Here is a 13,469-nt window from a genome sequence, read left to right as displayed (position 1 = left end):
GCTTAACCAAGTATGATGCCATCCCGCCTTGGCCGAGGCGGGACACATCAGCGAATCGCAAAAGAGACCATGCAAGTACAGATAGCCTATCAATTTGATTCAGAGCAAGACGCCTATCGTTTTCTAAATTCCCTCAGGCACTGGCCTGTGGCAGAGGTAGATGCACGCTTCTATCGCGGTGCAGACAGCGTAAAAGTCAGCTATGAATATGCCGCCGGCGGCTTTGACGCTACCAGTAGCGAACTGGACGATTTGGCTGCCAGACACAATGGCCGGGAAATCAATTAGGCCACGCATTTATGCTTTGGAGGATGAAATGAGCGGAAACCTAAGAGCCAATATCAAGAAAGGATTGGAAGTGGCCATCGTGCTGAAACAAGACCAGCGCAGCGGCAAACTCACTCAGGGTGTAGTAAAAGATATTCTGACCAACTCGCCAAACCATCCCCATGGTATCAAGGTGCGTCTGGAGTCAGGAGAAGTGGGCCGGGTAAAACAAATTATTGCCTGACACCCCGCAGTTACTGACGGGGTGGCACCAGCAGTTGTGGATCGATTCGTTCACCAAACCAATTGATACGCCAGTCCAGATGTGGCCCCGTGGCACGGCCGGTTTTACCGATTTCCGCGATTTTCTGCCCCTGTTTAACCTCATCACCGGCACTGACCAGACTTTTAGATAAATGGATGAAGGTTGATGACACCCCATAGCCATGGTCAATGATCAGCGTACCGCCTGAGTAATACATGTCCGGCACAAACAGGGTCACCACCCCATCGGCGGGAGCCACCACATCAGTACCCACGGGACCTGCCACATCCAAGCCGAAATGCGGGCGTTTGGGCACCCCATTGAATACCCGCTGACTGCCATATACACCGGATACACGCCCTTGCGCTGGCCAAATAAAACTCTGCCAGAAATCCAGTCTGTCGCTGGTAACCGCCCGTGCTTTGGCTATCTGGCGGTTATCCTTAGCGATGCGTTCGGTCACAGAGGCTGGCGGAGATACATATTTTTGTTCAACCCCTTCGATACGCTGTACGTCGTATTCTCTGGCACTCAGCGTCACGGGCCATTGCTGCACACCATCTTCACCGGTCAGGGTAAGGGTGTTTTCCAGCGCCGCATCACGGCCAAAGCCGATAACAAATTTGCCGTCAGGCGAGACTTTGACCGGCTCACCATTTAGCGCAACCTGAGTACCGGCGGCCACCTCACCGCGTAGCAAGGTGCCTTGCACTTTTGGACCGCTAAGCTCCAGTGTATAAGCGTAAAAGCTACCAAGGGCCAGCAACAGCACCCAGGCCTTAGGCATAAGCGATAGCTCCCTTACCCACGCCTTCAAAGGCAAATACCTGATAGTCATGAGTTGGTGCCAGGCGTTTGTGCTCATCCGCCATAAACTGGGCCAGGCATTCCACCGTGGAGTCGGTATCGATGAGATCCGATTCGGCTTTGGGGATCACCAGTTCAAACAGCCCCTGGGAGGACTCATAGGCAAACAAGTAATGCTCAGAAAAATCCAATGCCTCGGCATGCTCAGATAAATGCAGTGCCGCACGTTCGGCCATATCTTCGCGGGTGCCGATATAGATATCCTGCCAACGTGTCGCCCAATACGCGGCACTCTCTCTACATGGCTGGCCATCTTTTGTTACTTTAACCCGCGAGCGGTGACCATGGGCAATGCGCTGACAATTGCCGTCATGCTTCTTCAGGCCATGGGTGTAATGGTAATACGGCTCATCAATCCGCTCTTCGCGAAGCATCAGGGTCAAGCCTTGCACGTTATCCGGCAGCTCAGTGGCAATAATCTCTTTAAGATACTGACTCACCGAGTCCATAGTCACTTCTTCGGAATAAATAAAGGCGTAAGCTTCCGGCGGACAGTGCAGATGTATGGAACGTCCATCCGGGCGCAGAAAGTCCAGATTAACCTGGTCGGTAAGCGGATCGTGCTTGACCTTGGCATACTGGTGTTCTGCCGGTACCAGCAGCTTGTGGTCAACATGCTCGTCAATCAGCCGCTTCAGTTGCTTTTTCACCTTAGAGAAGTCCAGCACCATGCTTTCTTCGTTCAGGCCGCCGTCCAGAATTACATCCACAATCCAGCTTTCGCCAACCATGCCCCGACGTGGGCATAAGTACGAGAAGTCCATTACGGTGAGGTCATTTACAAATAGTTGCATCAGGAGGGACACTTAACAAAAACACATGACATTATAAGGCCCTAAACGGGCCGTTGTAAAAGCACAGGTCAGACCGGTATAACAAAAGGTCATCAATCTTTGGCCTGCTTGAGCAACTGATCCTTCAGATTGGGTGGAATACCTTTGATCACCAGGGTGTCGGTGGCGATATCATAGCGAATGCGCTCGCCATACAAGGCCCGGTCAAAACTGATGCTAACGCCACCACCGGCGCCGGTAAATTTGCTTAAGCCTTTTAGCGCCCCGCGGTCGGCTTGAAACACTTCCTCAAGAGGACTCTCGTTAGCGTCGGTTTTGACAAAGTCGTAAAAGGTACGGTTTTCATCGCTGGGCAGACGACCAGACAACTCTTTGATGTTGATGTCTTCGCCCAGTTCCAGTTTTTCTTTGTAATACTCGGCCACGGCCTTACGACTTTGTTGTTTTTCCTGCGGGTCTAGCTGCTCAGCCGCCAGAAACTCATCCACTGTGGTGACCAGCTGTTTATTCTGTTGTTTGATATCCACCAGCTCCTGACAGCCCAGGAAGCTTAAGAAAAAGTCTGACACCTTACGCCCAGCACGGCCCTTGATAAAACTGACATAACGCTGCTTATCAGCATTAATCCTCAGCTCGGTTAAATCCACCCGCGCCGCCAGTTGCATACGTGCAAGATCTAAATGGTCGCTATAGGTCAGCTCCAGGTCGTGGTTAATCTCTATATGCTCTTTGGTGTTGACCACCGCCACCAGCAAATAATCGGTGGCCAGAAACTGATAACGGCTGAATATCACAAAGCCAGTTTCCGGTGTGGCAAAATCCATTAAGGTCTTTTTCAACAGCTCGGCAATCTGGATACTAAAGCCGTGAAAATCCAGCTGTTCAGCGGTTAACTGAGCGAGCAACTGGGCAAACTCCGGGTGCTCTTCATCATTCAGGCCACCCACACCTTTGCCGGGCTTGGCGTTGTAGCTGTGGTGTAGCTGCTGAGCCAGTTCCTCGATTTGGGCGCTGATATCAAAACAATTGGCGCGCGGCACCAACACCAGTTCTTGTTCAGCATTAATTCTCAGCTGATGAACAACAAAATCTTCAATTACAGCACTCATAAATGCACAAAGCCCTTTGCAAATAGTTATAAATTAAGCAGTTGTCGTGGCGATACGCGCAACGGATTGGTAAACTTGGCCGCAGACAATTCCATAGAATGACAGCATGCCTCAAAAGTCAAAATACTCTAATGAACGTTTCGACCTGCTTACCCAGGATTTAATCAGCGTACTGGAAAAGCACCAGGCCGACCGCGATCTTACGCTAATGGCGCTGGGCAACCTGGTTACTAATGTATTTAACCATCAGGTGGCACCTCAACATCGTCAGGCCATGGCTGAACAATTCAGTCAGATTTTACTGAAAAGCCTCGATAAAGCCCAAACCACCAACAAGGAATAAAGCAGCGCGCTATGATACTTGGTGATACACCCAGAAGGCAACGCGTGACCAAATTGGTCAGTTGGGGGCATTGGTTTGCCTTAAGCAATATCCTGATCGCCATAGTGATCGCCTCCATCTATGTGTTTAATTCGCCCATACCCGACACCGGGTTAGGTTTACTTTACCTATTCAGTAACTGGTTCAGTCACATTGCCTTTTTAACCTTTATGGGTTTTATCCTGTTTGTGTTGCCCTTGTGTTATTTGGTGCCGAATGTCCGGGTGGTGAAAGGCTTAAGTTCGGTATTTGCCGCGGTAGGGTTGGCACTTCTCGCCTTTGATGCCCTGTTGTACAACAAGCATGGTTTACATCTTAGCTTAGGCTCGGCCGAGGTAATACGTAGCGAAACCCAGAACGCCATGGCCAACTTCAGTTGGCAACAGTGGAGCTTTTTGGGGCTGTTATTTTTAGTCTGGCTTTCCTTCCAGCTAATGATGGCCAATGCCCTATGGAAGCGTATTGAACGTTTCCAAAAGCAGCGTATCGGTCTGCCTATACTGAGCTTCTTTGTGCTGTGTTTTGTCAGCAGCCATGGTAGCCATATTTGGGCCGATGCCAACTTGTATCAGCCGATTATCAAGCAGGACGATATGTTCCCGCTGTCCTACCCGGCGACGGCCAAAACCCTGATGTCCAAGTACGGTTTACTTGACTATCAGAGCTATCAGCGGCGCAAAGAATTGCAACTGGACAGCCAGTTTAATCATGTCACCTACCCATCTGCGCCTGTGTATTGTGGCATTAATGACAGGGCGAGTTTAGTGTTACTGGTAGGTACCGAGCCCTCTCAATTAGGACATCTTAGCTCTGCCTTAGCGCTTAGGCAGCATTCATTACATTTTGATATTGCTGCCGACCAAACCAGTGCGCGTTTTTCGGTACTGTATGGCTTACCATCCTTATACCAAAGAGCTTTACAGGGACAAAAACCTGTACCTTTGGATCTGGCGCAAAAACTCGGACTCCCTACCTTTATCTACTCAGCCCAGGCTTTACCTCAGGGCGTGCAAGGCTTGAATAAAGACTGGAGCAGTTTTTTCAATGCTGTCAGTGAAGATGGCCCTAAGCTCGCCATTGCTTTTGTCAACGATGAGCAGATGAACTTGTTGCTGGGTGGAGATTTACACAAACACAGTCAGTTACTGATTACCCAGATGCGACCTAACCAGCGCGTTGGGCTGCTGAGCAGTATGCCACTGGCCAGTAATGTATCCAGCCATGAAGACCTACTGCCGACACTGATGGGGATGCTGGGTTGCAATGCGCCTACGAACAACTACAGTACCGGTCAATCCTTGTTAACGCCAGAGCGTAGTTGGCTTATCAGTAACAACAACGGCAAATTGGTCTTACTGGATGACCAACAGCGGGTGGAAATTGACCCACAAGGTAACTTCAAGAGTTTTGATCTGCATTCAGACGAGCAAAACAGTAACGGTTTGAATATGAGCAGGCTAAGTCAGGCCATTAAGCATTTGAGCCGCTTTGCGGAGCACAAGTGATTAGCTCACCCCGCACAGGAAAAGCCGGACTCAGTCCGGCTTTTTTATTAGGTTTGTCCCGTCCTAAATAAGGTAGGTGTCAACCTAAATCAGGACTAGTCACAGCAATCTCATCCAGATGCATGACACGAATGGCACCTTGCCAACTGCCTTCAGCACCAGGATGCGCATAAAAATAGCGAAGTCCAACCCCGGCTTTTGTAGCCGCCTGCATATCCGAGGCTTTATCTCCTACCATCACTGAAGCGGACAAGTCGATATCCAAGGCTTTAGCGGCATCAAGTAACATACCGGGAGCCGGTTTACGACAGTCGCACTGTCGTTTATAGACACCCAGGCCTTTTTCGGCATGATGTGGACAAAAATATACCGCATCAATGCTGATACCCTTTGCCGCGAACTCGGCCTTCATCCACTCGGTAAGCAAGGCAAAGTCCTCTTCCGTGTAAAGCCCTCGGGCGATGCCGGACTGATTAGTGACCACCACCAGGCGATAACCAGCGTGTTGAAAGCGTTGGCATAAGGCGAAAATGCCCTCAACGAACTCGAAGTCCTGCGGGCGGTACACATAACCGTGATCCAGGTTGATTACACCGTCACGGTCAAGAAACAGGGCTTTTTGCATGGCATTCTTGGCAATTTAAAAGACGGGCAAGGATAGCAGATTAGCCTCGAAGCGGCAGAAAAAAGGCGGCCAATGTCAGATTGCCGCCTTGCTTAGGGTTAAATGCGTGTACCACCATCGACTTCCAGTACCCGACCGGTAAAGTAGTCATTTTCGAAAATAAAGGCCGCGGCGTGGGCAATTTCATCCGGTTCGGCTAACCGTCTGAGCGGTACAGCGCTTAAGAAACGCTCACGCATTTCCGGACGCATTTGCGCCGCCATAGCCGTTTCCACTAGACCCGGCGCAATACAGCCTGTGCGAATGCCAAAACGCGCCAACTCTTTAGCCCAGGTCACCGTCATCGCTGATACCGCCGCTTTAGACGCAGAATAATTGCTTTGCCCGGCATTCCCCGCTCGCGATACCGAGGCCAGATTGATGATCACCCCTGCACTTTTGGTTTTAACCATTTGCGCGGCGGCTTCTCGGCCACATAAAAAAGTACCGGTCAGATTCACATCAATCACAGATTGAAATTGGCTTAGCGACATCTTGTCCAGCACTTCGCCATCTTTGACCTTAAGCAACATACCGTCTCGCATAATACCGGCACTGTTAATCAATCCGTTTAACGCACCGAAGTGTGCAGCGATATCCGCAAAGGTTTGCTCCACTTGTTGCTCATTGGTGACATTGACCACAAAGCCTTTAGCGCAATCACCGTTAGCATTGAGTTGACTGACAGCCTGTTCTACCGCGTCGGCCTGCATATCCAGCAGCGCAATTTTCGCGCCCTTAGCGACAAACGCCTGTGCCATGGCCAAACCCAAACCCTGGGCTGCGCCGGTAATGGCGATCACTTTATCTTGTAATTGCATACGCTCACTCACTTATGGGTATCGGCTTGACCGAACAGGGTGAAAATACTGGAAAAGTCTTTGTTGCCATTGCCGTGCAGGCTGTGCATGGCATACAGACTTTGCGCCAAAGCGCCAAGCGGCGTGGATGAATGGCTTTGTTTGGCAGTGTCCATGGCAAGCCCCAGGTCTTTACGCATCAAATCCACCATAAAGCCACCTTGATAACCATGGGTGGACGGCACATTCTCCATCACCCCAGGACAAGGGTTGTACTTTTGCAGTGTCCAGTTACAGCCCGAGCTTTGCAGCATAATGTCTGATAGCACTTTAGCGTCCAGGCCGTTGTCCAGTCCCAGCTTGAGCGCTTCACTGGTGCCCACCATCAGCACCGACAACAGCATATTGTTGCAGATCTTGGCAACCTGCCCGGCACCATGGCCACCGGCATGAAAGATATTCTGACCCATTGCCTGCAATACGGGCTTGGCCTTGTCGAATTGCTCCTCGCTGCCACCGACGATAAAGGTCAAGGTACCCGCTGCGGCCCCGGCTACCCCACCGGAAACCGGCGCATCAACAAAATCAATACCTTTGTCCGCCAATCCTTGTGCAACCACACGGGCACTTTCGGCATCGATGGTGGAAGAGTCAATGACCAAAGCGCCAAATTTCAGGTGTGCTACCAGGCCATCATCGCCAAGATACAGGCTACGCACATGCTTGCCCGCAGGTAACATGGACACCACCACATCTGCGCCTTTAGCCGCATCAACAGCGGAGCTTGCAGCAGTGGCTCCGGCCTTGACCAGCGACTTAATATTGTCTTCAACCAAATCAAACACATGAACATTAAAACCGGCTTTCACCAGGTTGGCGGCCATGGGCCCGCCCATATTGCCGAGTCCAACAAATGCAATTTGCATATAGATCTCCTATTCCTTACCAAGCCCAGCGAGGGGATGCTGCTGAGCATCCCAGATAGGCTTGAAGAACCATTCGACATAGTCAGCCGGTACATCAGCCACCGACTCGTAGCGCCATTTAGGTTGATTGTCTTTATCAATCAGTAAGGCACGCACCCCTTCCTGAAACTCACCAGCCTCGCCACAGCGACAGGACAGGTTAAGCTCCATACGGAAGCAATCTTCCAGGCTTAAGGCGCGGCCACGTTTAAGTTGCTCCCAGACCAAATGGGCGGTCACGCTGGAGCCAGCATTGAGGGTTTGTACTGCCCTTGCCAGCCAGTTGTCTTGCATGGGATCCAGCGCCTGGATCGCTGATACCGCGTCAGCCAAACTGTGGTGGCTGGTGACTTGTTGAATCAGAGCATGGTGCTCTTTGACATTACCGCGGGGTAACTGCGACTGGCTGTCTCGCTGAAACTGAGCACACAGATTGCTGAGCTTTTCGTGATTCAGGGATTGGGTTCCCCCCCACTTAATCGCCAGCATCTGCTCAATAAACTCATCCTTCAGCCCATGACTGATAAAATGATCGGCCAGTTTTACATACAGAGCGTCCGTAGCATTGATGCTGGCGCCAGTCAGGCCCAGAAACAACCCACAACCAGTTGGCATACGGTTTAAGAACCAGCTGCCGCCCACATCGGGATAAAGGCCAATGGTGATTTCCGGCATAGCGATACGTGAGCTTTCGGTCACGATACGATGGCTGGCCCCACTCATTAAGCCCAATCCCCCCCCCATCACAATACCGTTACCCCATACCAACAACGGCTTGTTGTAAGTATGCAGCAGATAGTCAAGGCGGTATTCCTCAGTGAAAAACACTTCTAGTGAGCGGGGCACCTGACCGGGTTGCTCCAGCATAGCGTTATGCATGGCTACCACATCACCGCCGGCACAAAATGCCTTGTCGCCACTGCCATCCAGGATCACCGCGACAATGCTCTCGTCTTGCTGCCAAGCCAGCATTTGCGGCATTAACAGGCGGATCATCGACAGGTTCAGGGCATTTAATGCCTTAGGCTTATTTAAAGTGGCATGGCCAATGCGTTTACCATTGGCGGTTACTCTCTCTTCAAATACCACCAAAGCTTGCTGTTCCATGTCTTGCATGCTCATCTCCTACAGGATCTCACCAACATCGTCGGCCAGCAGGCGTCTTGCCACGATCAGGCGCATAATCTCGTTGGTGCCTTCCAGGATTTGATGTACTCGCACATCCCTGACATGGCGCTCCAGTGGATACTCACGAATATAACCGTAGCCGCCGTGAATTTGCAGGGCATCATCACACACCTTAAAGCCCACATCGGTGGCAAAGCGCTTGGCCATGGCACAATAAGCGGTTTTTTCCGGGTCGTTATTATCCAGTTTAAAGGCAGCCAGTCTTACCATCTGCCTTGCCGCTACAAGTTCAGTATTCATATCAGCCAGCTTGAATTGAAGGGCCTGAAACGCCGCTAGCGGCTTACCAAATTGCTGACGTTCCAGCATATAGTTGCGCGCCGTGTTCAGCGCCTGCTGCGCGGTGCCGATAGAGCAGGTAGCAATATTAATCCGCCCGCCGTCCAGGCCCTGCATAGCAAATTTGAAACCCTCGCCTTCCATGCCCAACAGATTTTCTGCTGGCACTTTGACATCCTCAAAAGTCACCAACCGGGTGGGCTGAGCGTTCCAGCCCATCTTCTCTTCGGCCTTGCCGTAAACAATGCCTTCAGCATCTGCGGGGATTACCAGCGCCGAAATACCTTTGGGGCCAGCCTCACCAGTACGAACCATCACCACCAGTACATCGGTTTCACCGGCGCCTGAGATAAACATTTTGGAGCCGTTGACCACATAGTGATCACCTTCTTTTCTGGCGGAGGTGCGCAGCGAGGCGGCATCAGAGCCTGAGCCAGGCTCTGTCAAACAGTAGGAAGCCAGTTTCTGGCCGGTAACTAAATGCTCACACCAGGCCGACTTCACCGCCTCGGTTCCCCATTTGGCAATCATCCAACTGGCCATATTGTGAATGGTCATCATGGCGGTCGTGGCAGTGCAGCCCATGGCCAGTTGTTCAAAGATAATCGAGGAGTCAAGTCTGGACAGGCCCAAACCACCCGCTTCTTCCGGGGTATACAAGGCACAGAAGCCCAGTTCACCGGCTTTTTGGATTACGTCTTTGGGAAAATGGTGCTGCTTGTCCCATTCACCGGCGTGAGGGGCCAGTTCCTGTTCAGCAAATTGTCTGGCCGTTTCAACAAAGGCCAATTGATCATCGGTAAGATTGAAGTTCACGTTAAATTACCTGTATGTCCGTTACGGCCGGTGTTTACCGGCCGTGAAAAAACACTCAAAGCACAGACACGCTGGCAAACAGCCCCTGTGCCCTATCACAATCAGCGTAAGCTGATGGTCATATTCGGACCATGTGGAATATCATCTTCAAACCAGCGGCTGGTCACCGTTTTGGTTTCAGTGTAGAAGCGCACTGCTTGTTTGCCGTAGGCATGCAGGTCGCCGTAGAAGGAGTTTTTCCAGCCAGTGAAAGAGAAAAACGGCAATGGCACAGGGATGGGCACATTGATACCCACTTGCCCCACTTCGATTTCATGTTGGTATTTACGTGCGGCCGCTCCGGAGGCGGTAAAGATGCTGGTGCCGTTACCAAAGGGGTTGCGATTTACCAGCGCAATGGCATCTTCCAGTTCTTCCACTTCCATGCAGCACAATACCGGGCCAAAAATTTCTTCTTTATAGATGGTCATCTGCTCGTTTACACCGGTAAATACGGTGGGTCCCACCCAGTTACCCGCCTCATAACCCGGCAGGTTGAATTGGCTGCCATCGACCAGACACTCGGCACCTTCCTGTTTACCTTGCTCAATCAAAGACAATACACGTTGTTTCGCTCTGGGGCTTATCAGTGGGCCATAACCGGCCTCTTTGTCGTTCCAAACACCGGGTTTGACTTTGCCAATCATCTCGGCCAATTCCGGGATCCATTCTTTGGCCTTGCCGACAAACACCGCCACGGAAATGGCCATACAACGCTGACCAGCGGCACCCACTGAGGCGCCGACAAGGTTATTCAGTACCTGCGCTTTGTTGGCATCCGGCATGATCACTGAATGGTTCTTGGCGCCGGCAAAGCACTGGGCGCGTTTCATGTTATCGGTGGCCGTTTTATAAATATGCTGCCCCACGGGCACTGAGCCGACAAAAGACACGGCCTTGATATCTTCGTGGGTGAGTAATTGATCCACCTCTTTGGCGCCGCCGTGGACAATATTCAGCACCCCTTTAGGTGCGCCCGCTTCAAGGAATAACTCGGCCAGACGGGTTGGCGTCATAGGATCTTGCTCGGAAGGCTTGAGTACGAAAGTATTACCGGCAGCAATGGCCAAAGGGAACATCCATAACGGGATCATGGCCGGGAAGTTAAAGGGTGTGATACCCGCACAAACGCCAAGTGGCTGAATATAGCTGTAAGTATCAATACCGCGCGCTACATTTTCCACTGTCTCCCCCATCAGCAGCGCCGGGATATTCATAGCCTGTTCAACCACTTCAATACCGCGCCATACATCACCTTTGGCATCGTCAAAGGTCTTGCCGGTTTCCTGGCTGAGAATTTCAGCAATCTCGTCGTGATGCTGCTTCAGCAGCGCCTGATAGCGCATCATCAGACGGGCACGCTCTGGTACCGCCACATTGCGCCAGGTTTTAAAGGCTTCCTTAGCCGAGGCTATGGCAGCTTGCACTTCCTGTTCGGTTGCACAAGGAACCTGGGCAATCACGCTGTTGTCTGCAGGGTTAGTCACATCAATAAGTTGTGACGATTGCGAGGCAACAAACTCACCATTGATAAGCAAGGGGATCTGTTTCATAGGACATCCATCTGTTGCTGGCCACTCACTGAATGGAGCGGCTTGTTAATATAGTGTGAGCTACCTTAGCAGAGTTTTTACCTTGACGTTAACGTAAACTTGTAAAAATTTTTCCCCGTCCATGACAACTTCTCTGTACAACAAAAATGTCCTATTCCAACTAACGCAAAGAGCTTCATATAGACAATCAGACATATCGCTCAGGCACCTGTTTTTAGGATATTTTTTTGTCGAATCCTGAACTGGGTTGCTATGCTCAAGGCTGCGTTGCTTGTACTGGAGTCAGATTGGTCGACAATATCAACATTGCCATTGTTGAAGATAATGGTGTTGCCCGCCTTAATCTGCGCAATCATTTAATGGAAATGGGTTATGCCGATATTGGCTGTTACAGCCATGGCCGCGAACTCAAGCCTGTGCTCAAACAACGGCATTTCGATTTGATCCTGATGGATTTTCACCTTGGCCAGCATAAAAACGGTGTTGAGGTGGTCAATGAGATGCAAAAGGAAGGCTTGCTAAAACCTTCAACCAGTTTGGTGTTTGTCACCTCCGATCGTATGCCGATGATTATCGGCCAGATTGTCGACGTACATCCGGACGCCTTAGTGCTTAAACCCTACACCATTCGGAATCTGGAGAAGACCTTACGCGCCTGTATCAACTTTAACCACTACCTGTCACCAGTGTTAAAGCTAATGGACAGCGAATCCTATGAGCAAGCCTTACACACCCTGGATAGCTTGCTTAGCGACAACCAGATGCCCAAAGCCCGCACCAATATGATTAAATTGCGTGCCCGCTTATTGACCAAGCTTGGCCGCTTTAACGAAGCCGTGGCCATTTACACAGACATCCTTAAGGCGTCAGATAATATCATCTGGGCTAAATGGGGCCTGATTCAAAACACCTACCTAGCTGGCAATACAGAAAAAAGCGAGGCCATGTTACAGGCATTATTAGATACCCATCTGACCAATGACAAAGCCTGTGAATGGCTGACCCGGATTAATATAGATAAACAGGAATATCAAAAAGCCCAGGAATACATCGACCGCATCAAGGAAGGAGAATTGTCTCTGTCTGCTGCACGTCTGAAAGCCTATTTGTATCAGGTTCAAGATCAGATGGATGATGCCATCAGCCTGCTGGAGAAAAAGCGCGAGTCCAACCGAAATATCCGCGAACGCTTTAACGAGCTGTCCCTGGATTTAGCCCGCTGCTACCTAACCCGGGCTCAGGATGCTCCTGAGACAGAGCGAGCCAAGCACTTGCAGGTCGCCCGTTTTCTTATTGGCAGTGCCGGTCGTAACCTGCATGGCCAAGACGTGGATATCAAGCGTCACTTTATGACGGCCCTGAGCTTTATGCTCGAGGGAGATCTAAACAAAGCTAAGGAGCTGCTGGATCAGCAAGATATGCAAAGTGTACTTAGCATGGATATCCCCACCTTATCGGATGCCGTGAATGCCTGGTTTGGTGCCGGCGAAATTGCCAAAGCATCTGAGCTGCTTTGCGAACTGGAACACAAACTTGAACATTTGCCCGATGAAAATGAGAAAACCGTTTCCAGCCTGATGATGCGGCGCAATCAGGAAACCCTGGGCGACAGAAAAACCCGGGCCATGGCCTTTAATAAACAGGGCCTGGAATTTTATAGCCGTAACGAATTTGCCGAGGCCATTGACGACTTTTATCAGGCGTATTTGTTGTTTCCCGCAGAGCCCGCCTTTAGCGTTAATTTATTACAAAGCATGGTAGAAGCGGGCGTACAGACCCATAAACGGGCTACCATTGCCATACTGCATAAAGAGTTGTCATCCCACACCCTGTCACAAGCCAATGCTCATCGCCTTGCCGAGATCACCGCCAAAGCCAGCAAACTTAACTGGCTTGATTCACCTGAACAAACGGCAGAATAAAGTACCTTTACGATAGTTGTCCGACCAGTTAAGCTGACCGGCATCGCTTACCAA

General features: G+C 50.8%; 14 protein-coding genes. 5 read left to right on the top strand and 9 right to left on the bottom strand.

Translation table 11 applies throughout. From position 1 onward, the window contains the following. Positions 1 to 69 precede the first annotated feature (69 nt). Both KJY73_RS07760 and KJY73_RS07755 read left to right on the top strand, forming a co-directional pair. Positions 70 to 288, top strand: coding sequence for a hypothetical protein (locus KJY73_RS07760; protein ID WP_214342335.1), 219 nt, complete (start codon positions 70 to 72; stop codon positions 286 to 288). A 28-nt stretch (positions 289 to 316) separates the two neighbouring features. Next, a complete protein-coding gene (locus KJY73_RS07755) occupies positions 317 to 511 on the top strand; it encodes a YwbE family protein (RefSeq protein ID WP_214342333.1) in 195 nt (64 codons plus the stop codon). 10 nt (positions 512 to 521) lie between these two features. Here KJY73_RS07755 and KJY73_RS07750 read toward each other — a convergent pair whose 3' ends face one another. From KJY73_RS07750 to yejK, 3 genes are all read right to left on the bottom strand, one after another. After that, the gene (locus KJY73_RS07750; protein WP_214342331.1) at positions 522 to 1,319 is read right to left on the bottom strand and encodes a M23 family metallopeptidase; all 798 of its coding nucleotides are present in this window, start codon (positions 1,317 to 1,319) and stop codon (positions 522 to 524) included. Next, positions 1,312 to 2,193, bottom strand: a complete 882-nt coding sequence (locus KJY73_RS07745; RefSeq protein ID WP_214342329.1) for a 6-carboxytetrahydropterin synthase — start codon at positions 2,191 to 2,193, stop codon at positions 1,312 to 1,314. Before KJY73_RS07745 ends, KJY73_RS07750 begins: the two co-directional genes overlap by 8 nt. Positions 2,194 to 2,285: 92 nt before the next feature. Then, positions 2,286 to 3,302 carry a nucleoid-associated protein YejK gene (gene yejK, locus KJY73_RS07740; protein ID WP_206595744.1) on the bottom strand — a complete coding sequence of 339 codons (1,017 nt, stop codon included), beginning with the start codon at positions 3,300 to 3,302 and terminating at the stop codon, positions 2,286 to 2,288. A 106-nt stretch (positions 3,303 to 3,408) separates the two neighbouring features. Here yejK and KJY73_RS07735 point away from each other — a divergent pair, with 106 nt between their 5' ends. Both KJY73_RS07735 and KJY73_RS07730 read left to right on the top strand, forming a co-directional pair. After that, a complete protein-coding gene (locus tag KJY73_RS07735) occupies positions 3,409 to 3,645 on the top strand; it encodes a YejL family protein (RefSeq protein WP_206595743.1) in 237 nt (78 codons plus the stop codon). 11 nt (positions 3,646 to 3,656) lie between these two features. Further along, positions 3,657 to 5,189 (top strand): DUF3413 domain-containing protein, encoded by a 1,533-nt coding sequence (locus KJY73_RS07730; protein WP_214342327.1) that lies wholly within the window; start codon positions 3,657 to 3,659, stop codon positions 5,187 to 5,189. A gap of 79 nt (positions 5,190 to 5,268) precedes the next feature. On the opposite strand, the gene gmhB is transcribed toward KJY73_RS07730, so the two are convergent. The 6 genes from gmhB to KJY73_RS07700 all read right to left on the bottom strand — a co-directional run bounded on the left by gmhB (position 5,269) and on the right by KJY73_RS07700 (position 11,493). Further along, positions 5,269 to 5,814: a D-glycero-beta-D-manno-heptose 1,7-bisphosphate 7-phosphatase gene (gene gmhB, locus KJY73_RS07725; protein ID WP_214342325.1), complete on the bottom strand. Its 546-nt coding sequence runs from the start codon at positions 5,812 to 5,814 to the stop codon at positions 5,269 to 5,271. Between the two features lie 98 nt (positions 5,815 to 5,912). Next, complete coding sequence (locus KJY73_RS07720; protein ID WP_214342322.1) at positions 5,913 to 6,674, bottom strand: SDR family oxidoreductase; 762 nt, start codon at positions 6,672 to 6,674, stop codon at positions 5,913 to 5,915. 8 nt (positions 6,675 to 6,682) lie between these two features. After that, positions 6,683 to 7,579 (bottom strand): 3-hydroxyisobutyrate dehydrogenase, encoded by an 897-nt coding sequence (gene mmsB / locus KJY73_RS07715; protein WP_206595739.1) that lies wholly within the window; start codon positions 7,577 to 7,579, stop codon positions 6,683 to 6,685. Positions 7,580 to 7,588: 9 nt separating this feature from the next. Further along, the gene (locus KJY73_RS07710) at positions 7,589 to 8,734 is read right to left on the bottom strand and encodes an enoyl-CoA hydratase/isomerase family protein (RefSeq protein WP_232848422.1); all 1,146 of its coding nucleotides are present in this window, start codon (positions 8,732 to 8,734) and stop codon (positions 7,589 to 7,591) included. Between the two features lie 9 nt (positions 8,735 to 8,743). Further along, positions 8,744 to 9,901 carry an acyl-CoA dehydrogenase family protein gene (locus KJY73_RS07705; protein WP_214342319.1) on the bottom strand — a complete coding sequence of 386 codons (1,158 nt, stop codon included), beginning with the start codon at positions 9,899 to 9,901 and terminating at the stop codon, positions 8,744 to 8,746. A 101-nt stretch (positions 9,902 to 10,002) separates the two neighbouring features. Beyond that, positions 10,003 to 11,493 (bottom strand): CoA-acylating methylmalonate-semialdehyde dehydrogenase, encoded by a 1,491-nt coding sequence (locus KJY73_RS07700; protein WP_214342316.1) that lies wholly within the window; start codon positions 11,491 to 11,493, stop codon positions 10,003 to 10,005. Between the two features lie 227 nt (positions 11,494 to 11,720). Here KJY73_RS07700 and KJY73_RS07695 point away from each other — a divergent pair, with 227 nt between their 5' ends. After that, positions 11,721 to 13,415 carry a response regulator gene (locus KJY73_RS07695; protein ID WP_232848421.1) on the top strand — a complete coding sequence of 565 codons (1,695 nt, stop codon included), beginning with the start codon at positions 11,721 to 11,723 and terminating at the stop codon, positions 13,413 to 13,415. Positions 13,416 to 13,469: the final 54 nt, after the last annotated feature.

The organism is Bowmanella yangjiangensis (assembly GCF_018531185.1).
GTDB lineage: Bacteria > Pseudomonadota > Gammaproteobacteria > Enterobacterales > Alteromonadaceae > Bowmanella > Bowmanella yangjiangensis.
The sequence above is the reverse complement of the archived record's forward strand: the minus strand, read 5'-3'. Positions and strand labels throughout refer to the sequence as shown.